Here is a 21,590-nt window from a genome sequence, read left to right on the forward strand (position 1 = left end):
TGTCTCTCCTTGGTTTGCGCGCGCACGCGCCGATTTGCCGCTACGCCACTACGCCGCGTCGGCCTGCATGAAATCAGGCAGCGCCGCGATGCGGGCGAGATGGTGATCAGTGTCGCCGAGCGTCGTCTCGATGATCGACAGGCGCTTGAACAGATGCGCAGCCGCCACCTCGTTGGTCACACCCATCCCGCCGTGCAACTGTACCGCCTGCTGGCCGACGAAGCGCGCGGCCTGCCCGACGCGCGCCTTCGCGGCCGACACGGCCTTGCGCCGCGCATCGGCATCGTCGCTCGCGTAGCGCACCGCGGCAAGATAGGTCAGCGAACGCGCCTGCTCCGCGTGGATCAGCATGTCGACCATCCGGTGCTGCAGCGCCTGGAAACGCGCGATCGGCACGCCGAACTGCTCGCGCGTCTTCGTGTATTCGACGGTTGCGCGGTTCAGTTCGTCGAGCGCGCCGACCGCCTCTGCGCACAGCAGCACGGTCGCGTAATCGGCGATCCGCTCGAGCGCCGCCGCATCACGTTCGCCTCCCGTCAGCCGCCGCGCGGGCGTGTCGCGCAGCTGGATGGTCGCCGCGCGCTGGCCGTCGATCGTCCGGTAGTCGACGACGTCCGCGCCCGCCGCGCCGCGCTCGACGGCAAACAGGCCCACCGCGCCGTCGTCGAGCCGCGCGGGCACGATCCACACGTCCGCCTGCGCGCCGTGCTGCACGATCGACTTGATGCCGGTCAGGCGCTGCGCGCCGTCCGGTCCGCTCGCGCGCGTGTCGAGCGCGAACAGGTCGTAGCGTGCGTGCGGCTCGTGGAACGCAACCGCGAGACGCTTCTGCCCGTGCGCGACGCCTTCCAGCAGCGCGGCGTCCTCGCCCGCGCCCGAACCGGCGACGCGCAACGCCTCGACGCCGACCGCCGTCGCCCAGTACGGCTCGACCACGAGCGCGCGGCCGAGCGCCTGCAGCGCGACCAGCATGTCGATCGCGCTCCCGCCGAAACCGCCCTGCGCGTCCGGCACCGGCAGCGCGGTCAGCCCCAGTTCCGTGAACGCCTGCCATTGCGTGTCCGACACGCCGGCTTCGCTGCGCACGATCGCCTGGCGCGTTTCGAAGCCGTATTGCTCGTCGAGATAGCGACGCAGCGCGTCGGCGAATTGCTGCTGCTCGTCGGTAAAGGTGAAGTCCATGCAATGCTCCTCACAGTCCGAGAATCATCTGCGCGATGATGTTCTTCTGAATTTCGTTCGAGCCGCCGTAGATCGACGTCTTGCGGAAGTTGAAGTAGTACGCGGCGAGCGGCGCGGCATCGTCGTCGCCCGCCACGCTGTGCGCGCGCTCGCCTTCGAGGAACGGCACGTCGAACGGCGCCGCCTGCGGGCCGATCGCGTCGAACATCAGCTCGGTGAGCGCCTGCTGCACCTCGGTGCCCTTGATCTTCAGCATCGACGCTTCCGGGCCCGGCCCCTTGCCGCTCGTCTCGCGGCTGACGACGCGCAGCACCGTCACCTCGAGCGCCATCAGCTCGACTTCGAGCGATGCGACCTTCGCGGCGAACACCGGATCGGCGAGCAGCGGCTTGCCGTTCTTCCGCTGGTTCAGCGCGATCCGTTTCAGGAACGCGAGCTCCCGTTTCGAGTTGCCGACGCGCGCGATGCCCGTCCGTTCGTGGCCGAGCAGGTATTTCGCGTAGGTCCAGCCGCGGTTCTCGTCACCGACGAGGTTCTCGACCGGCACCTTGACGTCCTCGAAGAACACCTCGTTGACTTCGTGATCCTCGTCGAGCGTGATGATCGGCCGCACTGTGATGCCAGGCGTCTTCATGTCGATCAGCAGGAACGAGATGCCTTCCTGCTTCTTTGCGGCCGGATCGGTGCGCACGAGGCAGAACATCATGTCGGCGTGCTGGCCGAGCGTCGTCCAGGTCTTCTGTCCGTTGACGACGTAATGGTCGCCCTGGCGCTCTGCGCGCGTGCGCAGCGACGCGAGATCCGAGCCGGAACCCGGCTCCGAATAGCCCTGGCACCACCAGTCCGAGCCGTCCAGGATGCGGGGCAGATAGCGGCGTTTCTGCGCGTCGCTGCCGTATTTCATCAGCACCGGGGCCACCATCGACACGCCGAACGGCAGCACGGTCGGCGCGCCGATCCGCGCGCATTCGTCGTCCCAGATGTGCCGCTGCGTCGCGTTCCAGCCCGGCCCGCCGTATTCGGTCGGCCACGCAGGCGCGGACCAGCCGCGCTGGCCGAGAATCCGGTGCCAGCTCGCGTAGTCTTCGCGGTCGAGTCGTTTGTGATCGAGAACCTTGGCGCGCAGTGCGTGAGGCAGGTTCGCCTCGAGCCAGGCGCGAATGTCGGCGCGGAACGCGTCGTCGGCGGGGGAATAATCCAGATCCATGCGAAGTGTCTCCTCGCCGCGGCCGACCGGCCCGGCGAGGACACGCTGCGCACGTTATTGCAGCGTTTCCTTCAGCGCGCCAGGAATCGGCAGCGGCATCACGTCGATGCCTTCTTCGACCAAGGCTTGCGCGTCCTCGGGCGTCGTGACGCCCCGAATGCTGCGCGCCGGCGCTTCGTTGTAATGGATGCGCCGCGCTTCCTCGGCGAAGCGCTCGCCCACGTTCTCGGTCTTCTCCAGCACCTCGCGCAACGCGCGCATCACCTGCGCCTGCAACGCGCGCGGATCGGCCGGCTTCGCCTGCGTCGCGCCCGACAGGTTCAGGCGTGGCGCCGACGGCATGCGGCTGACCTCGGTCGCCCCGCACACCGGACATTCGACCAGCTTGCGAGACAACTGCGCTTCGAATTCATCGGCGGAAGCGAACCAGCCTTCGAACCGATGACCATGCGGGCACTGTAAATCGAGGACCTTCATGCTGAATCAGGGCGTTTGACGAGTGTAGCGCAAAAAGAATTTTTGTGAACGGTCGTGCTAAACCGACGCCCACTGCTGCGGGCGCCCGGAGTCATTGAATTGTAGCGCGGCGCCCGTAGCGCCGCTGACGCCGCCTTCAGGGCGTCAGCACCGGGCCGAGCGGCCACGTGCCGGACAGCGCCTTGTCGAGCCACATCGTGCCGATGATCGTCTTCACGTCGGTGATCTGGCCGGTCCGCACCCATTCGAGCAAGTCGGGCAGCGTTGCCGTAAAGGTCTCGAGGAATTCACCGTCGTCGAGCTTGCGCTCGCCGGCCGTCAGGCCGCGCGCGAGGTACAGGTCGATGAACTCGGTCGAATAGGAAATGATCGGATGGATGCGCGTCAGGAACACGTATTCGCGCGCGGTATAGCCGGTTTCCTCGTGCAGTTCGCGCACCGCGCAGGCGAGCGCCCCTTCGTTCGGGTCGAGCTTGCCGGCCGGAAACTCGGCCATCACCTTGCCGATCGGGTAGCGATACTGGCTCTCCATCAGCACGCGACCGTCGTCGAACAGCGGAATCACCATCACCGCGCCCGGATGCTGGACGTATTCGCGCGTCGCATGCTTGCCGTCGGGCAGGCGCACGGTGTCACGCTTGAGCTTGAGGAAGGCGCCGTCGAAAATTGCCTCGCTTTCGAGGCAGGTTTCGGTCAGTGCGGCGTCGTGATTGGGCAATTCGGCCATCGGCGGCTCCGGGGTTGAGCGCGACGGCCGTGGGAAGCGGACCCTGGGCCGTCAGCGTCGTTTGACGAGATACTGGAACGTGAAGCCGGGAAACGCGAAGACGACGAAGAGACTGAACGTGATCGCGTAAAACTGCCAGCCTTGTTCGAAACGGTTGCCGGCGCGGGATTCGAGCCAGAAGCCGAGCGCGCCGACCACGAAGTACAGCACGATCAGCTCGCCGATCCGCACCCACGCGCTCTTCTTCGCCGCGCCGAGCGGCACGAAGGCGAAGAGGCGTTGGTTCAGGAACGGCAGGTTGGCGCCCGCGAGCGCCAACAGCACGATAAACCAGCCGGCTGCCGACATTACAGCGGCAGCGTGTGACGAATCGCCTGCAGGCAGGCCGTCAGCAGCGGGCTCGGGATCAGGCCGAGCACGACGACCGCGACGCCGTTCAGCACCAGGATCGTGCGCTTGCAGAAATCGCCGGCGATCGGGGTCGAGTCCTGCGGTGCATCGAAGTACATCAGCTTGACGATGCGCAGGTAGTAGAACGCGCCGAACAGCGACGTAATCACGGCCAGCACGGCGAGCCACGTGAGGCCGGCGTTGACCGTCGCCTCGAGCACCGCGAGCTTCGCGTAGAAGCCGACCGTCGGCGGGATGCCGGCGAGCGAGAACATCATCACCATCATCACGAACGCGAACACCGGGCTGCGCTTGTTGAGGCCCTTGAAGTCGTCGATCGTTTCCGCTTCGAAGTCGCGGCGCGCGAGCAGCATCACCACGCCGAACGAGCCGAGCGTCGTGATCAGGTAGACGATCGCGTAGAACATCGCCGAGCTGTACGCGCTCGCCGGTGCCGTCGCGTCGCCCTTCACGATGCCCGCGAGCAGGCCGAGCAGCACGAAGCCCATGTTCGAGATCGCCGAGTACGCGAGCATCCGCTTGATGTTGCGCTGGACGATACCGGTGATGTTGCCGATGATCAGCGACAGCGCGGCCAGGATCACGAGCGCCATCTGCCAGTTCTGCGCGAGCGGCAGCAGCCCCATCACCAGGAAGCGCAGACCCCACGCGAACGCGGCAACCTTCGGGCCGCCGCCGACGAACAGCGTCATCGCGGTCGGTGCGCCCTGGTAGACGTCCGGCACCCACATGTGGAACGGCACGGCGCCGAGCTTGAACGCGATGCCGGCGACGATGAAGATCACGCCGAACATCAGCACGGCAGCGTCGATGTTGCCGCCGACAGCCTTGTACACCTCGGCCAGATCGAGCGAGCCGGTCGCGCCGTAGAGCATCGAGATGCCGTACAGCACGAAGCCCGACGCGAGCGCGCCCAGCACGTAGTACTTCATCGCGGCTTCGCTCGACTGCGCGGCGTCGCGGCGCAGCGCGATGACCGCGTACAGCGACAGCGACATCAGTTCGAGGCCGAGATACAGCGTCAGGAAGTTGTTGCCCGACACCATGACCAGCTGACCGAGCAGCGAGAACATGCCGAGCAGGAACACGTCGCCGCGGAACATGTCGCGGTCTTCGAGGTACTTGCGCGAATAGACGAGCGTGACCGCGAAGCCGATCGACACGACCGCCTTCATCATGCTCGCGAACGAGTCGACGACGATCATCCGCGAGAAGAAGTAGTACTGCTGCGGGTCGAGCGCCTGCACCGCGAACCACACGCCGGCGACCACCGACGATACCACCGCGATCAGATAGGTCAGGCGACGGCCGGCCGCGCCGGTAAAGGTGTCGTTCAGCCATGCGACGATGATGGCGGCCATCACCAGCGCGTCAGGCAACAGGACATTCATAGGAGCGTTTTGCATGATCTTGATTTCCTCCGCTCGCGATTACTGGGCCAGCGGCAGCTTCGACTGCGCGACGTGGGAGAGGAGGTTTTCCACGGAAACGTGCATCACGTCGGTGAAGGGCTTCGGATACAGGCCCATCAGCATCGTGAACGCGGCAAGCACGGCCAGCATCACGAACTCGCGGCGGTTGATGTCCGTCAGCTTCGCGACGTGGTCGTTCGCGACCGCACCGAAGTACACGCGCTTGTACATCCACAGCGTGTAGGCCGCGCCGAGGATCAGCGTGAACGCCGCGCCGAACGCGATCCAGAAGTTGTACTGGACCGCCGCGAGAATCACCATGAACTCGCCGACGAAACCCGACGTGCCCGGCAGGCCGCAGTTGGCCATCGAGAACAGCATCGCGAACGCCGCGAACTTCGGCATCACGTTCACCACGCCGCCGTAGGCGGCGATCTCGCGCGAGTGCACGCGGTCGTACAGCACGCCGATGCACAGGAACATCGCGCCCGACACGAAGCCGTGCGAGATCATCTGCACGATCGCGCCTTCGACGCCGAGCTGGTTGAAGATGAAGAAGCCGAGCGTGACGAAGCCCATGTGCGCGATCGACGAATACGCGACCAGCTTCTTCATGTCGGCCTGCACCATCGCGACAAGGCCGATGTAGATCACCGCGATCAGCGACAGCGTGATCACGACAGGCGCCAGGAAGTGGCTCGCGTCAGGCGTGATCGGCAGCGAGAAGCGCAGGAAACCGTACGCGCCGAGCTTCAGCATGATTGCCGCCAGCACGACCGAGCCGCCCGTCGGCGCTTCCACGTGCGCGTCCGGCAGCCAGGTGTGCACCGGCCACATCGGCACCTTCACCGCGAACGCGAGGAAGAATGCGATGAACAGCATTATCTGCGGCGTCATCGCGATCTTCGCGTTCTGCCACGTCGCCAGGTCGAACGAGTGCGTTTCCGTATACAGGTAGATCAGCGCGACCAGCATCAGCAGCGAGCCGGCGAGCGTGTACAGGAAGAACTTGAACGCCGCGTACACGCGGTTCGGGCCGCCCCACACCCCGATGATGATGTACATCGGGATCAGCGTCGCCTCGAAGAACACGTAGAACAGCAGGCCGTCGGCCGCCGAGAACACGCCGACCATGATCCCCGACAGGATCAGGAATGCGGCCAGGTACTGCGCCACGTGCTCGGTGATCACTTCCCAGCCCGCGATCACGACGATCACGGTGATCAGCGCGGTCAGCACGACGAACCACATCGAGATGCCGTCGACGCCGAGGTGATACGTAATGTTGAAGCGCTCGATCCAAGTCGATTGCTCGACGAACTGCAGCGCGGCCGTGCTCGAATCGAAATCGGTGATGAGCGGAACCGTCACCGCGAGGCCGAGCAGCGAGCCGATCAGCGCGACCCAGCGGGCCGGCCCCGGATTTTTGTCGTTACCCACCGCGAGCACGAGGAGGCCGAAAACGATCGGCAGCCAGATCGCGGTACTGAGAATCGGAAAAGAGTGCATTAGTCGTCCCCCGCCTTATTTGCCGCCGAGCGTTACAAACAGGGTCAGGAGCCCCAGCATGCCGATGATCATGGCGAACGCGTAGTGATAGATGTAACCGGATTGGAGGAAGCGGATCACGCCGGCGAACCAGGCGACGAACCGGGCGCTGCCGTTGACGAGGCCGTCGATCACCACGACATCGCCCTCCTTCCACAGGCCGCGGCCGATCGCCACCGAGCCGCGGGCGAACACCACCTCGTTGATCTTGTCCATGTAGTACTTGTTGTCGAGCAGCGTGTAGATCGGGCCGAACGCGCGGCGGATCACTGCAGGCAGCTCAGGACGCTTCAGGTACAGGAACCATGCGACGATCACGCCCGCGAGCGCGAGGTAGATCGGCAGGCCAGTGAACGCATGCCCGACCATCGCGGCCCAGCCACCGAATTCCTTGCCCATTTCCTCGAGGCCCGGGTGGTTCTCGCCGATGAAGATCACCTTGTCGAACGCGACGCCATGCTCGAAGAAGCTGCCGTACAGCATCGGGCCGATCGCGATCGCACCGATGATGACCGACGGAATCGCGAGCAGCACGAGCGGCAGCCACACGACCCACGGGGTCTCGTGCGGTTCGTGCGCGTGGTCGTCGTGACCATGGCCGTGATCGTCGTGGCCGTGCGCAGCCGCCATGCCCATCGGCGATTCCGGATGCTTCGGCTTGCGGAAGCGCTCTTCGCCGTGGAACACCAGGAAGTACATGCGGAACGAGTACAGCGCCGTGACGAACACGCTCGCGACGACCGCGAAGTACGCGAAGCCCGAACCGGCGAGATGCGATTCCTTCACGGCTTCGATGATCGAATCCTTCGAGTAGAAGCCCGCGAAGAACGGCGTGCCGATCAGGGCCAGCGAGCCGATCAGCGACGTGATCCACGTGATCGGCATGTACTTGCGCAGGCCGCCCATGTTGCGGATGTCCTGGTCGTGGTGCATGCCGATGATCACCGAGCCCGCGCCGAGGAACAGCAGCGCCTTGAAGAACGCGTGCGTCATCAGGTGGAACAGCGCGACCGGATACGCGGACACGCCGAGCGCGACCGTCATGTAGCCGAGCTGCGACAGCGTCGAGTAGGCGACGACGCGCTTGATGTCGTTCTGGATGATGCCGAGGAAGCCCATGAACAGCGCCGTGATCGCGCCGATCACCGTGACGAACGACAGCGCGGTGTCCGACAGCTCGAACAGCGGCGACATGCGCGACACCATGAAGATGCCGGCCGTCACCATCGTCGCCGCGTGAATCAGCGCCGAGATCGGGGTCGGACCTTCCATCGAATCCGGCAGCCACACGTGCAGCGGGAATTGCGCGGACTTGCCCATCGCGCCGATGAACAGGCAGATGCAGGCGACCGTCAGCAAGCCCCAATCGGTGCCCGGGAAGTGCAGGCTCGCGAGCTCCGCGCGCTTCGCGAACACTTCGCCGTAGTTCATCGACCCGGCGAACGCGAGCAGCAGGCCGATGCCGAGCAGGAAGCCGAAGTCGCCGACGCGGTTCACGAGGAACGCCTTCATGTTCGCGTAGATCGCGCTCTCACGCGTGAAGTAGAAGCCGATCAGCAGGTACGACACCAGACCCACCGCTTCCCAGCCGAAGAACAGCTGCAGGAAGTTGTTGCTCATCACGAGCATCAGCATCGAGAACGTGAACAGCGAGATGTACGAGAAGAAGCGCTGGTAGCCGTCTTCCTCCGACATGTAGCCGATCGTGTAGATGTGCACCATCAGCGACACGAAGGTCACGACGACCATCATCATCGCGGTCATCGAATCGACGAGGAAGCCGACTTCGAGCTTCAGCGAGCCGACGCGCATCCATTCGTAGATGGTCGCGTTGAAGCTCGCGCCGCCCATCACGTCGACGAAGACTTTCGCGGACAGGAGGAACGCGATCAATACGCCGAGGATCGTGATCCGGTGTGCGCCCTTGCGCCCGACTGCGTTCCCGAACAGCCCCGCAATCAGCGAGCCGGCCAGCGGAGCGAGCGGAACCGCCAGCAGCAGGTTTTCATTGAGTGTCGTTGACATAACAGCGTTGCCTGAAATTAACCTTTGAGCTGATCGAGATCCTCGACATTGATCGTGTCGAGCTTACGGAACAGGGTCACCAGAATCGCGAGGCCGATCGCGGCTTCCGCCGCGGCGACCGTCAGCACGAAGAACACGAAGATCTGGCCGTGCACGTCGCCGAGGTAATGCGAGAACGCGACGAAGTTGGTGTTCACCGCCAGCAGCATCAGTTCGATCGCCATCAGGATGATGATGATGTTGCGGCGGTTCAGGAAAATCCCGACGATCGCGATCGCAAACAGGATCGCGCCGAGCACGAGGTAATGAGCAAGGGTCAACATGTTTTCTCTCCTCCGCTTAGCCGTTGTTGCTCGTGCCGGCTTCGCTCTGGGCCGTCTCGGGCTGCGGCTTTTCCGCTTCCATCTTCACGAGGCGCACGCGATCGTTGCGACGCACCTTGACCTGGTCGGACACGCGCTGGCGCTTGCTGTCCTTGCCCTTGCGCTCGGTCAGCGCCACCGCGGCGATGATCGCGACGAGCAGCACGAGACCCGCGATTTCGAACGCGAAGATGTAGTCGGTGTAGATGACCTTGCCGATCAGGCGGGTATTCGGCCAGTTCGCCATCGCACCCTGCGCCATCGCGCGCACCGGCGATTCGGTCGCGCCGTAGCCGTGCCACAGGACCAGCGCCGTCTCGACGACGATGATCGCGCCGACGACGGTCGCCATCGGCACGAACTTCTTGAAGTCGCGTCGCAGGAAGTCGATGTTGACGTCGAGCATCATCACGACGAACAGGAACAGCACCATCACGGCGCCCACGTAGACCAGCACCAGCAGGATCGCGAGGAACTCCGCTTCCAGCAGCATCCAGATCGCGGCGGCGTTGAAGAACGCCAGCACAAGGAAAAGCGCAGACGCCACCGGGTTGCGCGAAGTGATCACCTTCAGCCCTGATACCACCAGGAGCAGCGCGAAGATGTAGAACAGTACGGTCGTGAATTCCATGATTACCGGTTCATCGTTAGGCCATAGTCAGGCGCGGCTTGCGGAACGCTCTCGCGAGCCGCACCCGTCGCGGCGGCTCGGCCCGCACAGGTCGGGCCGGCACTGCAAACACAATCAACGATACGGCGCGTCGGCAGCCTTCGCCGCGGCGATGTCCTTCTCGTAGCGATCGCCCACCGCGAGCAGCATTTCCTTCGTGAAATACAGGTCGCCGCGCTTTTCGCCGTGGTACTCGAGAATCTGCGTCTCGACGATCGAATCGACCGGGCAGCTCTCTTCGCAGAAACCGCAGAAGATGCACTTCGTCAGGTCGATGTCGTAGCGCGTGGTGCGGCGCGTGTTGTCCGCACGCGTTTCCGATTCGATCGTGATCGCCATCGCCGGGCACACCGCTTCGCACAGCTTGCACGCGATGCAGCGCTCTTCGCCGTTCTCGTAGCGGCGCAGCGCGTGCAGCCCGCGGAAGCGCGGCGAGATCGGCGTCTTCTCTTCCGGGAACTGCACGGTGAACTTGCGCCGGAACGCGTAACGCCCGGTCAGCGCAAGCCCCTTCAGCAGTTCGGTCAGGAAGAAGGTCTTAAAGAAATGTTGGATTGCCGTCATGATTTCGTCCGACCTTTATTTCCAGATGTTGAGCGGCGACACGATCCAGAAACCGACCACGACCACCCAGATCACGGTCACCGGCAGGAACACCTTCCAGCCCAGACGCATGATCTGGTCGTAACGGTAACGCGGGAACGTCGCACGAACCCAGATGAACACCGACAGCAGCGCGAAGACTTTCAGCACCAGCCAGAAGATGCCCGGGATGAACGACAGGAATTCGAACGGTGCGTCCCAGCCGCCGAGGAACATCGTCGCGGCAAGCGCCGAGATCACGATCATGTTGATGTACTCGGCGAGGAAGAACAGCGCGAACGCCATGCCCGAGTAATCGATCATGTGACCGGCGACGATCTCCGACTCCCCTTCCACCACGTCGAACGGGTGACGGTTCGTTTCGGCGATGCCCGAAATGAAATAGACGACGAACGCAGGCAGCAGCGGCAGCCAGTTCCACGACAGGAAGTTGACGCCGTGGCCCGCGAAGAAGCCGTGCTGCTGCGAACCAACGATTTCCGACAGGTTCAGGCTGCCGGCCGTCATCAGCACGAGCACCAGCGCGAAGCCCATCGAGATTTCGTACGACACCATCTGTGCGGCCGCGCGCATTGCGCCGAGGAACGCGTACTTCGAGTTCGACGCCCAGCCGGCGAGGATCACCGCGTACACGCCGATCGACGAGATCGCCATCGCGTACAGCAAGCCCGCGTTGACGTTCGCGAGCACGGCCTCGGCCTGGAACGGGATCACCGCCCACACCGCGAACGCCGGCACCACGGTCATGACCGGTGCAATCAGGTACAGCCAGCGGCTTGCCGCCGTCGGCTGAATCACTTCCTTGAGCAGCAGCTTCAGCACGTCGGCGATCGGCTGCAGCAGGCCGGCGGGGCCGACGCGGTTCGGGCCGAGACGCACGTGGATCCAGCCGATCAGCTTGCGTTCCCACAGAATCAGGTACGCGACGCACAGCAGGATCACGACGGAGACGACGAGGATGCGCACAACCGCCCACACGGTCGGCCATGCGACGCCGAGAAGCTGGGCTCCGCCCGAGTTGATCGTATCGAACAAGCTCATTTACGCCTTCTCCACCACCAGTTCACCGGACAGGCTGCCGAGCGCTGCGCCGGCAGGCGTTGCCGCCGACACGCGAACGACCGTCTCCGCAAGATTCTCGTCACGCACGGCCGGCAACTGCACCGCACGCTCGCCCTGGCGCACGCGCACCGCGTCGCCATTCTTCAGCCCCAGCTTGTCGAACAGCGCAGCGGGCAGGCCCGCGGCGTTCGCCGCCTTCGCGGCAGCCGTCAGGTGCAGCGCACCCGCGCGGCGCACCAGTGCGTCGGCGTGATAGATCGGCACGTCGGCGAGGCGCTCGAAGCTGCCGTTCGCCGCCGGAGCCGCGACGCGCGCCGGCGCGACCGACGTCTTGTTCGACAGACGGCTCGCGACGCCCGCGTCGCCGAGCGCCGCGAGACGCACCTCTTCCGCCGTCTCGTATTCGAAGTTCGGCAGGCCGAGCAAGCTGCCCAACACGCGCAGCACCTTCCATGCCGGACGCGTGTCGCCGAGCGGGCGCACGACGCCGTTGAAGCCCTGCACCGTGCCTTCCGCGTTGACGAACGTGCCGGACGTTTCGGTGAACGGCGCGATCGGCAGCAGGACGTCCGCGTAGTCGAGGCCGTGCTTGAACGGCGACATCACGACGACCATTTCCGCCTGGTTCAGCGCGGCCAGCGCCTGCGCCGGATCGACGGTGTCGAATTCCGGCTCGACGTTGAGCAGCACGTAGCCCTTGCGCGGCTGCGCGAACGCTTCACGCGCATTCAGGCCGCCTTCGCCCGGCAGCGCGTTGACAGCGTGCGCGCCGACCGTGTTCGCCGCTTCGGTCAGGAAGCCGAACGTGGCGCCGGTGTTGTCGGCGATCCACTGCGCGATCGCGTGGAGCTGGGCAAATTGCGGATGACGGACGGCAGCGTTGCCGAGCAGCACCGCGCGGCGCTCGCCGTTCGCGAGCGACTGCGCAACCTGCTGGGCCGCCGGCGACGCCGTGACGCCCGCGAGCGCGTCCGGCAGCGCGACGCCGCGCAGCTGCGCGACCGCGGCCGCCACGCCCGCCAGTTCGTCGAGCCATGCCGACGGCGCGGCAACGATGCGTTGCGCGGTCGGAATCAGCGCGTCGTCGCCCGTCGCGTGCAGGAAGTGGAGCTTCGCGCCGTTCTTCGCGGCCTGACGCAGGCGCGCGGCGAACAGCGGATGGTCGCGGCGCAGGAACGAGCCGACGACGAACGCGGCGTTCACGTTCGACAGTTCGGCGATCGGCATGCCGAGCCACGGCGCGCCTTGCACCGGCGCCGAGAAATCGAGCTGGCGCAGGCGGAAGTCGACGTTCGGCGTCTTCAGTTCGTTCGCGAGCTGCTTCACGAGGAACAGCTCTTCAGCGGTACTGTGCGCGCTCGCGAGCATCGCCAGCGCATTCGCGCCGTGATCCTCGCTGATGCCCTTCAGGCCCTTCGCGACATATTCGAGCGCGGTCTGCCAGTCGGTCTCGATCCACTGGCCGCCCTGCTTCAGCATCGGCTTGGTCAGGCGCTCGTCGCTGTTGAGGCCTTCGTACGAGAAGCGGTCCTTGTCCGAGATCCAGCACTCGTTGATCGCTTCGTTCTCGAACGGCAGCACGCGCATCACGCGGTTGTTCTTCACCTGCACGACGAGGTTCGCGCCGACGGAATCGTGCGGGCTCACCGACTTGCGGCGCGACAGTTCCCACGTGCGGGCGCTGTAGCGGAACGGCTTGCTGGTCAGCGCGCCGACCGGGCACAGGTCGATCATGTTGCCCGACAGCTCGGAGTCGACCGTCTTGCCGACGAACGTCGTGATTTCCGAGTGCTCGCCACGGCCCAGCATGCCGAATTCCATCACGCCGGCGATTTCCTGGCCGAAGCGCACGCAGCGCGTGCAGTGGATGCAGCGCGACATTTCTTCCATCGAGATCAGCGGGCCCACGTTCTTGTGGAACACCACGCGCTTCTCTTCGGTATAGCGCGACGACGACTTGCCGTAGCCGACCGCGAGATCCTGCAGCTGGCATTCGCCGCCCTGGTCGCAGATCGGGCAATCGAGCGGATGGTTGATGAGGAGGAATTCCATCACCGACTGCTGCGCCTTCACCGCCTTGTCGGACTGGGTGTGGACGATCATGCCGGCCGACACGGGGGTCGCGCACGCAGGCACGGCCTTCGGCATCTTCTCGACTTCGACGAGACACATCCGGCAGTTGGCCGCAACCGACAGTTTCTTGTGATAGCAGAAGTGGGGAATGTACGTGTCCGCCTTGTGCGCAGCCTGGATCACCATGCTGCCTTCAGGCACCTCGACCTTCTTGCCGTCTATTTCAAGTTCAACCATGATGGTGAATGGTCCTTAACCTATTTCCGCTCGTTCGCGCATTCGCCCGACCGTGCGCTCAAATTCCGCAATCGGGTTTCGCGTCAGGCCGCCGCCGCGTGTGCGTGGCCGCCGACCATGCAGTGCTTGTGCTCGACGTGGTACGCGAATTCGTCCCAGTAGTGCTTGAGCATGCCGCGCACCGGCATCGCCGCCGCATCGCCGAGCGCGCAGATCGTGCGGCCCATGATGTTCTCGGCGACCGAGTTCAGCAGGTCCAGATCTTCCTGGCGGCCTTCGCCGTGCTCGATGCGATTCACGACGCGATACAGCCAGCCGGTGCCTTCACGGCACGGCGTGCACTGGCCGCACGATTCCTCGTAGTAGAAGTACGACAGGCGCAGCAGCGAGCGCACCATGCAACGCGTCTCGTCCATCACGATCACCGCGCCGGAACCGAGCATCGAGCCCGCCTTCGCGATCGAGTCGTAGTCCATGTCGGTCTGCATCATGATGTCGCCCGGGATCACCGGCGCGGACGAGCCGCCCGGAATCACGGCCTTGATCTTCTTGCCGCCGCGCATCCCGCCGGCGAGCTCCATCAGCGTCGCGAACGGCGTGCCGAGCGGCACTTCATAGTTGCCCGGACGCTCGACGTCGCCCGACACCGAGAAGATCTTCGTGCCGCCGTTGTTCGGCTTGCCCAGCTCGGCGTATGCCTGCGGACCGACGGTCAGCAGGAACGGCACCGCGGCGAACGTCTCGGTGTTGTTGATCGTGGTCGGCTTGCCGTACACGCCGAAGCTCGCCGGGAACGGCGGCTTGAAGCGCGGCTGGCCCTTCTTGCCTTCGAGCGACTCGAGCAGCGCCGTTTCCTCGCCGCAGATGTATGCGCCGTAACCATGGTGCGCGTGCAGCTGGAACGAGAATTCCGAGCCCATGATGTTGTTGCCGAGGAACCCGGCCGCGCGCGCTTCCTCGAGCGCAGCCTCGAAGCGTCGATACACTTCGAAGATCTCGCCGTGGATGTAGTTGTAGCCGACGGTGATGCCCATCGCGTACGCGCCGATGGCCATGCCTTCGATCAGCGCGTGCGGGTTCCAGCGCAGGATGTCGCGATCCTTGAACGTGCCCGGCTCGCCTTCGTCCGAGTTGCAGACGAGGTACTTCTGCCCCGGGAACTGACGCGGCATGAAGCTCCACTTCAGGCCGGTCGGGAAGCCCGCGCCGCCGCGGCCCCGCAGACCCGACGCCTTGACGTCGGCGATCACCTGCTCGGGCGGGATCTTTTCTTCGAGAATGCGGCGCAGCTGCTTGTAGCCGCCGCGCGCAACGTAGTCTTCGAGATGCCAGTTCTCGCCGTTCAGACCAGCGAGGATCAGCGGTTTGATGTGACGGTCGTGGAGGGACGTCATTTCGAGAGCTCCTCAAGCAGCTGGTCGATCTTCTCGCGGCTCATGAAGCTGCACATTTTGTGATTGTTCACCAGCAGCACCGGCGCATCGCCGCACGCGCCCATGCATTCGCCTTCCTTCAGCGTGAACTTGCCGTCCGGCGTCGTCTCGCCGAAGTCGATGCCGAGCTTCTGCTTCAGGTAGTCGGCAGTCGCTTCCGCGCCGCCGTGCGGACCAAGCTGGCACGGCAGGTTCGTGCAGAGCGTGATCTTGTGCTTGCCGACCGGCTTGAGCTCGTACATCGTGTAGAACGTCGCGACTTCCTGCACGGCGACGGCCGGCATGCCGAGATAGTCCGCGACGAACTGCATCAGTTCGGGCGACAGCCAGCCGTGCTCTTCCTGAGCAACGGCCAACGCCGACATCACGGCGGACTGTTTCTGATCGGCGGGATACTTCGTCAACGCTCGATCGATTTCTTTCAGGCCTTCAGCTGAGATCATTTTCAGACACGACTCTTTCAATTCCTACCGAACGAACAACCTGCCGCACTGGGGCGTGGACGGCAGACCTGGCGCTCACTCTGTTGACAGCTTGCGAAGCCGCGCCGGTTCAGCGCGCATCGCGTGTGACTTACTGCTCGCCGCCCGCCTGGCGGGCGGCGCAACCATCAGCGATCGATCTCGCCGAACACGATGTCCTGCGTACCGATGATCGTGACAGCGTCGGCGATCATGTGACCGCGCGCCATTTCGTCGAGCGACGCCAGATGCGCGAAGCCCGGTGCGCGGATCTTCAGGCGGTACGGCTTGTTCGCGCCGTCCGACACGAGGTAGATGCCGAATTCGCCCTTCGGATGCTCGACTGCCGCATATGCCTCGCCTTCCGGCACGTGAAAACCTTCGGTGAAGAGCTTGAAATGGTGGATCAAGTCCTCCATGTTGGTCTTCATGCCGACGCGCGACGGCGGCGCAACCTTGTGATTGTCCGTCATCACAGGGCCCGGATTCTTACGGAGCCACTCAATACATTGTTTCGCGATGCGGACCGATTGACGCATTTCCTCGACACGCACCAGGTAGCGGTCGTAGCAGTCGCCGTTCACGCCGACCGGCACGTCGAAGTCCATGCGGTCGTACACTTCGTACGGCTGCTTCTTGCGCAGGTCCCACGCGATGCCCGAGCCGCGCAGCATCGGGCCCGTCAGGCCCATCTGCAGCGCACGCTCCGGGCTGACGACGCCGATCCCGACGAGACGCTGCTTCCAGATCCGGTTGTCGGTCAGGAGCGTTTCGTATTCGTCGACGCACTTCGGGAAACGCGTGAAGAAATCGTCGATGAAGTCGAGCACCGAGCCCTGGCGCGCCTCGTTCATCTTCGCGAGCGCCTTCTCGTTGCGGATCTTGGACGCCTTGTATTGCGGCATTGCGTCAGGCAGATCGCGATAGACGCCGCCCGGACGGTAGTACGCCGCGTGCATCCGGGCGCCGGACACCGCTTCGTACACGTCCATCAGGTCTTCACGCTCGCGGAACGCGTAGAGGAACACCGCCATCGCGCCGACGTCGAGCGCGTGCGCGCCGATCCACATCAGGTGGTTCAGCACGCGCGTGATTTCGTCGAACAGCACGCGGATGTACTGCGCGCGCTCCGGCACCTGGATGCCGAGCAGCTTCTCGATCGCGAGCACATAGCCGTGCTCGTTGACCATCATCGACACGTAGTCGAGACGGTCCATGTACGGCACGGACTGGATGAAGGTCTTGGATTCCGCGAGCTTTTCGGTCGCGCGGTGCAGCAGGCCGATGTGCGGATCGGCACGCTGGATGACTTCGCCGTCGAGCTCGAGCACGAGGCGCAGCACGCCGTGCGCTGCCGGGTGCTGCGGGCCGAAGTTGAGCGTGTAGTTCTTGATGTCTGCCATGACGCCCTCTTAATGTTTCAGACCGCCATAGCGATCCTCGCGGATCACGCGCGGCGTGATTTCGCGCGGCTCGATCGTCACCGGCTGGTAGACGACCCGCTTCTCTTCCGGGTCGTAGCGCATTTCGACGTAGCCCGACACCGGGAAGTCCTTGCGGAACGGATGGCCGATGAAGCCGTAGTCGGTCAGGAGGCGGCGCAGGTCCGGGTGGCCTTCGAAGACGATGCCGTACAGGTCGAACGCTTCACGCTCGTACCAGTTCACGGAGGTCCAGATGTCGACGAGCGACGGGACGATCGGCAGATCGTCGTCCGGCGCGAACACGCGCACGCGCAGGCGCCAGTTGTTCGTCACCGACAGCAGGTGCGACACGGCCGCGAAACGCGGGCCGTCGTACGCACCGTCGCCGTACGTCTGGTAGTCGAGGCCGCACAGGTCGATCAGCTGCTCGAAACGGAGCTTCGGATCGTCGCGCAGCGTCGTTGCGACTTCGAGGTAATCACTCGCCTTCACGACGAGCGTCAGTTCACCGACTGCTTCGGTGAGGCTCACCACGCGCGCGCCGAGCGCGGCTTCGAGGTTCGCCTTGAGGGTCTCGATTTTGCTTGCCATATTGAGGGGACGCTCGGGGCTTTTATTGACGGGCGATGGTATTGGTGCGACGGATCTTCGCCTGCAGCTGGATCACGCCGTAGACCAGCGCCTCGGCGGTGGGCGGACAGCCCGGCACGTAGACGTCGACCGGGACGATCCGGTCACAGCCCCGGACCACCGAATACGAGTAGTGATAGTAGCCGCCACCGTTCGCGCACGACCCCATCGAGATCACCCAGCGCGGCTCGGCCATCTGGTCGTAGACGCGGCGCAGCGCGGGCGCCATCTTGTTGCAGAGCGTGCCGGCGACGATCATCACGTCCGACTGGCGCGGACTCGGGCGGAACACGACCCCGAACCGGTCCAGATCGTAGCGGGCCGCGCCCGCATGCATCATCTCGACGGCGCAACACGCAAGCCCGAACGTCATCGGCCACAGCGAGCCGGTGCGCGTCCAGTTGATCAGCTTGTCAGCCGTAGTGGTGACAAACCCTTCCTTCAAGACCCCTTCGATACTCATTTGCTTTCCACTCCAGACAGGCGGCGAAGCGTGGCCGCCTATGCAAACCGGCGATTAACCCATCACTCCCAGTCGAGGCCGCCTTTCTTCCAGATGTAGGCGAAGCCCAGCAGGAATTCGAGCAGAAAAATCATCATTGCGATGAAACCGGGCCAGCCAATGTCGCGCAGCGCGACGCCCCACGGAAACAGGAACGCGGTCTCGAGGTCGAAGATGATGAACAGGATGGCGACGAGATAGTACCGGACGTCGAACTTCATCCGCGCATCTTCGAAGGCTTCGAAGCCGCACTCGTACGGCGCGTTCTTTTCGACGTCGGGCCTGTTGGGACCGAGAAGCTTGCCGATGCTGACCAGCGCTATACCTAAACCAGTGCCCACGAGGAGGAACAACAAGACGGGGTAATAGGCTGCGAGGTTCAAGGCAATCCTCTATCGGTTAGTTCTGAGCGTCCGGAGAATAACATCATCCGGCGGAAGGGATCATTTCGGACTGCATGCGATTGCAAGACAACCGCAAGTCGCACCCCAGAAATGAAAAATGCCAGCCACTAGAAGCGGCTGGCATTGAGTAACTTTGGTGCCGACGGCGAGACTCGAACTCGCACAGCTTTCGCCACTACCCCCTCAAGATAGCGTGTCTACCAATTTCACCACGTCGGCACTGCATGCAACCGGGGTTGTAACTGCTGCTTCCCGCGAATCGCTTCAAGAATTAAATTCTAACCTGACCGCCAGAATTGTTCAACGCACAAACGAAAAATTTTTAACTTTTTATTTCGGGACATCCTGGCCCGGCGCGTGCGCGGCCGAACCCGCAGCCGCGGATGCCGCAACAGCAGGCGCGGACGCAGCCGGCGCCGATGCCGGCGCGGTCGCCGCAGCGCCGAGAACGCCAGCCGACGGCGTCGACTTGTACGATCCGAGGTACGTCAGCGTCAGCGTCGCAACGAAGAAAACCGTCGCCAGCACCGCGGTCGTGCGCGACAGGAAGTTCGCCGAGCCCGTCGCGCCGAACAGGCTGCCCGACGCGCCGCTGCCGAACGCCGCGCCCATGTCGGCGCCCTTGCCGTGCTGGAGCAGCACCAGACCAATCACACCGAGCGCAGACAGCACCTGCACCACAATAATCAGCGTTTTCAAATACAGCATCTCACCCACCCGAGCTTGTATCGGGCGACCAGCTCGCGCCGGCCGCCGTCATGGTTCAATACGATCCGGGCCCGCTCAGCGCGCAGCCCGGCAGATCGCCAGAAAATCTTCCGCCTTCAGCGACGCGCCGCCGATCAGGCCGCCGTCGATGTCCGGTTGTCCGAACAGTTCTTCCGCATTGTCCGGCTTCACGCTACCGCCGTACAGCACCGACACGTCCGCCGCACCCTTCGCCGCGAGCCGCGCGCGCAGGAATGCATGCACCTGCTGCGCCTGCGCCGACGTCGCGCTCTTGCCGGTGCCGATCGCCCACACCGGCTCGTACGCGACAACGATGCGCGTGACCTCGTCGGCCGTCAGCACCGCAAGCACGGCGTCGAGCTGCGCACCGACAACCTGCTCGGTCGCGCCCGCCTCACGCTCGTCGAGCGTCTCGCCGACACACACGACGGGCGTCAGCCCGGCCGCGAGCGCACGCTGCGCCTTCGCCGCAACCGTCTCGCTGCTTTCGCCGTGATAGGCGCGACGCTCCGAATGGCCGACGAGCGCATAGCGCGCGCCGAACTCCGCGACCATCGCCGCAGCCACTTCACCGGTGAACGCACCCTGTTCGTGCGCAGACACGTCCTGAGCGCCCCACGCGATACGACCACCGTCGAGCTGCCCCTGAACCTGCGCGAGGTACGGGAACGGCACGCACACGCCGATCGCCGTTTCCGCCGCGACCGAGCCTGCGCCCTGCACCACTTCGTTCAGCAACGCCTGGTTGCCGGCCAGCCGGCCGTGCATCTTCCAGTTGCCGATCACCCGCTTCGTTCTCTGTTTCGACATCGTGTTTGTCTCGTCATCGACAGGCCGGCGACCGGCCGTCAGGTTTGATCTGGCGAAGCAAACCCGCGATTTTACTGCGCAGCGCTTGAACCGGTCAAACCGCGCATGTCAAGCGCGGCCGGCAAGGCGCGGCCGCCCACGCGCAGCCGATCGGTCAGCTGTTCGCACCCCAATCGAGCATGATCTTGCCGATATGCTCGCCGCTTTCCATCAGCGCATGCGCCTGCGCAGCCTCCGCGGCCGGCAGCACGCGATAGATCACCGGCTTGATGCGCCCCTCGCCGAACAGCGGCCACACGCGCGCCTTCAGTTGCGCGGCAATGCGCGCCTTGAACTCCACCGGACGCGGACGCAACGTCGAGCCCGTCACCGTCAGCCGGCGGCGCAGGATCTCGTTCAGGTTGATCTCGGCCTTCGCGCCGCCGAGCAGCGCGATCAGCACGAGGCGGCCGCCATCCGCGAGCGCGGACAGCTCGCGCGGCACGTACGCGCCCGCGACCATATCGAGAATCACATCGACGCCGCGATCGTGAGTCAGCGACTTCACGACCTCGACGAAATCCTCGGTCTTGTAGTTGATCGCGCGCTCCGCGCCGAGCGCTTCGCACGCGCGGCACTTGTCGGCGTTGCCCGCCGTCGCGAACACGCGGAAACCGAGCGCGTGCGCGAGCTGGATCGCCGTCACGCCGATGCCGCTCGAGCCGCCCTGCACGAGCAGCGTCTCCTGCGCGCCGCCCTCGCCCGCGCCGAGCAACGCACGGTCGAACACGTTGCTCCACACGGTGAAGTACGTCTCCGGCAGCGACGCGGCCTCGATGTCCGTCAGGCCATCCGGCACCGGCAGGCACTGCGGCAGCGGCGCCACCGCATATTCGGCATAGCCGCCGCCCGCCAGCAACGCGCACACGCGGTCGCCGAGCTTCAGGCCGAATGGATTGAGCGCGGGATCGGACAGATCGCCGCCGACGATCTCGCCCGCGACCTCGAGGCCCGGCAGATCCGACGCACCCGGTGGCGGCGCATACGCGCCCTTGCGCTGGAACACGTCCGGACGATTGACGCCGGAGGCCGTCACCTTGATCAGCACTTCGCCGCGCTGCGGCTCGGGGCGCGGACGCTCGGCAAGCTTCAGGACGTCGGGTGCGCCGAATTCGGTGATTTCGATGGCTTTCATGAGCTTCGCTCCGGGATCGGGATCGGA

22 protein-coding genes and 1 tRNA gene are annotated in these 21,590 nt (G+C 64.6%); all 23 read right to left on the reverse strand.

The features are described 5' to 3' along the window. Positions 1-48: 48 nt before the first annotated feature. Complete coding sequence (locus tag ACFIMZ_RS14020; protein WP_431820041.1) at positions 49-1,182, reverse strand: acyl-CoA dehydrogenase family protein; 1,134 nt, start codon at positions 1,180-1,182, stop codon at positions 49-51. A 10-nt stretch (positions 1,183-1,192) separates the two neighbouring features. Then, complete coding sequence (locus ACFIMZ_RS14025) at positions 1,193-2,389, reverse strand: acyl-CoA dehydrogenase family protein (RefSeq protein WP_431820042.1); 1,197 nt, start codon at positions 2,387-2,389, stop codon at positions 1,193-1,195. Between the two features lie 54 nt (positions 2,390-2,443). After that, complete coding sequence (locus ACFIMZ_RS14030; protein ID WP_431820043.1) at positions 2,444-2,866, reverse strand: DUF1178 family protein; 423 nt, start codon at positions 2,864-2,866, stop codon at positions 2,444-2,446. A 136-nt stretch (positions 2,867-3,002) separates the two neighbouring features. Continuing rightward, on the reverse strand, positions 3,003-3,593 hold the full coding sequence (locus ACFIMZ_RS14035) for an NUDIX domain-containing protein (RefSeq protein ID WP_431820044.1): 591 nt from the start codon (positions 3,591-3,593) through the stop codon (positions 3,003-3,005). Between the two features lie 51 nt (positions 3,594-3,644). Next, positions 3,645-3,941 carry a DUF2818 family protein gene (locus tag ACFIMZ_RS14040; RefSeq protein WP_431820045.1) on the reverse strand — a complete coding sequence of 99 codons (297 nt, stop codon included), beginning with the start codon at positions 3,939-3,941 and terminating at the stop codon, positions 3,645-3,647. Next, entirely contained in the window at positions 3,941-5,395 is a 1,455-nt protein-coding gene (nuoN, locus tag ACFIMZ_RS14045; RefSeq protein WP_431822498.1) for an NADH-quinone oxidoreductase subunit NuoN, read from the reverse strand. Before nuoN ends, ACFIMZ_RS14040 begins: the two co-directional genes overlap by 1 nt. A gap of 39 nt (positions 5,396-5,434) precedes the next feature. After that, on the reverse strand, positions 5,435-6,925 hold the full coding sequence (locus tag ACFIMZ_RS14050; RefSeq protein ID WP_431820046.1) for an NADH-quinone oxidoreductase subunit M: 1,491 nt from the start codon (positions 6,923-6,925) through the stop codon (positions 5,435-5,437). A 15-nt stretch (positions 6,926-6,940) separates the two neighbouring features. Then, positions 6,941-8,989 carry an NADH-quinone oxidoreductase subunit L gene (nuoL, locus tag ACFIMZ_RS14055; protein ID WP_431820047.1) on the reverse strand — a complete coding sequence of 683 codons (2,049 nt, stop codon included), beginning with the start codon at positions 8,987-8,989 and terminating at the stop codon, positions 6,941-6,943. A gap of 17 nt (positions 8,990-9,006) precedes the next feature. Further along, positions 9,007-9,312: an NADH-quinone oxidoreductase subunit NuoK gene (gene nuoK / locus ACFIMZ_RS14060; RefSeq protein ID WP_004185739.1), complete on the reverse strand. Its 306-nt coding sequence runs from the start codon at positions 9,310-9,312 to the stop codon at positions 9,007-9,009. Between the two features lie 16 nt (positions 9,313-9,328). Next, the gene (locus ACFIMZ_RS14065; RefSeq protein ID WP_431820048.1) at positions 9,329-9,982 is read right to left on the reverse strand and encodes an NADH-quinone oxidoreductase subunit J; all 654 of its coding nucleotides are present in this window, start codon (positions 9,980-9,982) and stop codon (positions 9,329-9,331) included. A 114-nt stretch (positions 9,983-10,096) separates the two neighbouring features. Beyond that, positions 10,097-10,585, reverse strand: coding sequence for an NADH-quinone oxidoreductase subunit NuoI (gene nuoI / locus ACFIMZ_RS14070; protein WP_010091199.1), 489 nt, complete (start codon positions 10,583-10,585; stop codon positions 10,097-10,099). 15 nt (positions 10,586-10,600) lie between these two features. Then, positions 10,601-11,665, reverse strand: coding sequence for an NADH-quinone oxidoreductase subunit NuoH (gene nuoH, locus ACFIMZ_RS14075; protein ID WP_059537349.1), 1,065 nt, complete (start codon positions 11,663-11,665; stop codon positions 10,601-10,603). After that, complete coding sequence (gene nuoG, locus ACFIMZ_RS14080; RefSeq protein ID WP_431820049.1) at positions 11,666-13,996, reverse strand: NADH-quinone oxidoreductase subunit NuoG; 2,331 nt, start codon at positions 13,994-13,996, stop codon at positions 11,666-11,668. An 83-nt stretch (positions 13,997-14,079) separates the two neighbouring features. Further along, on the reverse strand, positions 14,080-15,390 hold the full coding sequence (nuoF, locus tag ACFIMZ_RS14085) for an NADH-quinone oxidoreductase subunit NuoF (protein ID WP_431820050.1): 1,311 nt from the start codon (positions 15,388-15,390) through the stop codon (positions 14,080-14,082). Beyond that, positions 15,387-15,872 carry an NADH-quinone oxidoreductase subunit NuoE gene (gene nuoE / locus ACFIMZ_RS14090; protein ID WP_059537343.1) on the reverse strand — a complete coding sequence of 162 codons (486 nt, stop codon included), beginning with the start codon at positions 15,870-15,872 and terminating at the stop codon, positions 15,387-15,389. Before nuoE ends, nuoF begins: the two co-directional genes overlap by 4 nt. A gap of 167 nt (positions 15,873-16,039) precedes the next feature. Next, positions 16,040-17,293 carry an NADH-quinone oxidoreductase subunit D gene (locus ACFIMZ_RS14095; RefSeq protein WP_431820051.1) on the reverse strand — a complete coding sequence of 418 codons (1,254 nt, stop codon included), beginning with the start codon at positions 17,291-17,293 and terminating at the stop codon, positions 16,040-16,042. Positions 17,294-17,302: 9 nt separating this feature from the next. Next, positions 17,303-17,905 (reverse strand): NADH-quinone oxidoreductase subunit C, encoded by a 603-nt coding sequence (locus ACFIMZ_RS14100; RefSeq protein ID WP_174965185.1) that lies wholly within the window; start codon positions 17,903-17,905, stop codon positions 17,303-17,305. A gap of 22 nt (positions 17,906-17,927) precedes the next feature. After that, positions 17,928-18,407 carry a NuoB/complex I 20 kDa subunit family protein gene (locus tag ACFIMZ_RS14105; protein ID WP_006398799.1) on the reverse strand — a complete coding sequence of 160 codons (480 nt, stop codon included), beginning with the start codon at positions 18,405-18,407 and terminating at the stop codon, positions 17,928-17,930. A gap of 62 nt (positions 18,408-18,469) precedes the next feature. Further along, positions 18,470-18,829 carry an NADH-quinone oxidoreductase subunit A gene (locus tag ACFIMZ_RS14110; RefSeq protein ID WP_010091191.1) on the reverse strand — a complete coding sequence of 120 codons (360 nt, stop codon included), beginning with the start codon at positions 18,827-18,829 and terminating at the stop codon, positions 18,470-18,472. A 155-nt stretch (positions 18,830-18,984) separates the two neighbouring features. After that, positions 18,985-19,069 (reverse strand) — tRNA-Leu (locus ACFIMZ_RS14115). 111 nt (positions 19,070-19,180) lie between these two features. Next, positions 19,181-19,558, reverse strand: a complete 378-nt coding sequence (gene secG, locus ACFIMZ_RS14120) for a preprotein translocase subunit SecG (protein WP_431820052.1) — start codon at positions 19,556-19,558, stop codon at positions 19,181-19,183. Between the two features lie 75 nt (positions 19,559-19,633). Next, positions 19,634-20,389 (reverse strand): triose-phosphate isomerase, encoded by a 756-nt coding sequence (gene tpiA, locus ACFIMZ_RS14125; RefSeq protein ID WP_431820053.1) that lies wholly within the window; start codon positions 20,387-20,389, stop codon positions 19,634-19,636. 154 nt (positions 20,390-20,543) lie between these two features. Beyond that, positions 20,544-21,563 (reverse strand): NAD(P)H-quinone oxidoreductase, encoded by a 1,020-nt coding sequence (locus ACFIMZ_RS14130; RefSeq protein WP_431820054.1) that lies wholly within the window; start codon positions 21,561-21,563, stop codon positions 20,544-20,546. Positions 21,564-21,590 lie beyond the last annotated feature (27 nt).

Origin of the sequence: Burkholderia sp. F1 (assembly GCF_050813845.1) — a bacterium.
Taxonomy (GTDB): domain Bacteria; phylum Pseudomonadota; class Gammaproteobacteria; order Burkholderiales; family Burkholderiaceae; genus Burkholderia; species Burkholderia ubonensis.

What these genes read in the sequence shown, in the direction of transcription:
- ACFIMZ_RS14020 (WP_431820041.1), bottom strand. Translation starts at nt 1,182, where the DNA reads ATGGACTTCACCTTTACCGACGAGCAGCAGCAATTCGCCGACGCGCTG.
- ACFIMZ_RS14025 (WP_431820042.1), bottom strand. Translation starts at nt 2,389, where the DNA reads ATGGATCTGGATTATTCCCCCGCCGACGACGCGTTCCGCGCCGACATT.
- ACFIMZ_RS14030 (WP_431820043.1), bottom strand. Translation starts at nt 2,866, where the DNA reads ATGAAGGTCCTCGATTTACAGTGCCCGCATGGTCATCGGTTCGAAGGC.
- ACFIMZ_RS14035 (WP_431820044.1), bottom strand. Translation starts at nt 3,593, where the DNA reads ATGGCCGAATTGCCCAATCACGACGCCGCACTGACCGAAACCTGCCTC.
- ACFIMZ_RS14040 (WP_431820045.1), bottom strand. Translation starts at nt 3,941, where the DNA reads ATGTCGGCAGCCGGCTGGTTTATCGTGCTGTTGGCGCTCGCGGGCGCC.
- nuoN (WP_431822498.1), bottom strand. Translation starts at nt 5,395, where the DNA reads ATGAATGTCCTGTTGCCTGACGCGCTGGTGATGGCCGCCATCATCGTC.
- ACFIMZ_RS14050 (WP_431820046.1), bottom strand. Translation starts at nt 6,925, where the DNA reads ATGCACTCTTTTCCGATTCTCAGTACCGCGATCTGGCTGCCGATCGTT.
- nuoL (WP_431820047.1), bottom strand. Translation starts at nt 8,989, where the DNA reads ATGTCAACGACACTCAATGAAAACCTGCTGCTGGCGGTTCCGCTCGCT.
- nuoK (WP_004185739.1), bottom strand. Translation starts at nt 9,312, where the DNA reads ATGTTGACCCTTGCTCATTACCTCGTGCTCGGCGCGATCCTGTTTGCG.
- ACFIMZ_RS14065 (WP_431820048.1), bottom strand. Translation starts at nt 9,982, where the DNA reads ATGGAATTCACGACCGTACTGTTCTACATCTTCGCGCTGCTCCTGGTG.
- nuoI (WP_010091199.1), bottom strand. Translation starts at nt 10,585, where the DNA reads ATGACGGCAATCCAACATTTCTTTAAGACCTTCTTCCTGACCGAACTG.
- nuoH (WP_059537349.1), bottom strand. Translation starts at nt 11,665, where the DNA reads ATGAGCTTGTTCGATACGATCAACTCGGGCGGAGCCCAGCTTCTCGGC.
- nuoG (WP_431820049.1), bottom strand. Translation starts at nt 13,996, where the DNA reads ATGGTTGAACTTGAAATAGACGGCAAGAAGGTCGAGGTGCCTGAAGGC.
- nuoF (WP_431820050.1), bottom strand. Translation starts at nt 15,390, where the DNA reads ATGACGTCCCTCCACGACCGTCACATCAAACCGCTGATCCTCGCTGGT.
- nuoE (WP_059537343.1), bottom strand. Translation starts at nt 15,872, where the DNA reads ATGATCTCAGCTGAAGGCCTGAAAGAAATCGATCGAGCGTTGACGAAG.
- ACFIMZ_RS14095 (WP_431820051.1), bottom strand. Translation starts at nt 17,293, where the DNA reads ATGGCAGACATCAAGAACTACACGCTCAACTTCGGCCCGCAGCACCCG.
- ACFIMZ_RS14100 (WP_174965185.1), bottom strand. Translation starts at nt 17,905, where the DNA reads ATGGCAAGCAAAATCGAGACCCTCAAGGCGAACCTCGAAGCCGCGCTC.
- ACFIMZ_RS14105 (WP_006398799.1), bottom strand. Translation starts at nt 18,407, where the DNA reads ATGAGTATCGAAGGGGTCTTGAAGGAAGGGTTTGTCACCACTACGGCT.
- secG (WP_431820052.1), bottom strand. Translation starts at nt 19,558, where the DNA reads ATGCTGTATTTGAAAACGCTGATTATTGTGGTGCAGGTGCTGTCTGCG.
- tpiA (WP_431820053.1), bottom strand. Translation starts at nt 20,389, where the DNA reads ATGTCGAAACAGAGAACGAAGCGGGTGATCGGCAACTGGAAGATGCAC.
- ACFIMZ_RS14130 (WP_431820054.1), bottom strand. Translation starts at nt 21,563, where the DNA reads ATGAAAGCCATCGAAATCACCGAATTCGGCGCACCCGACGTCCTGAAG.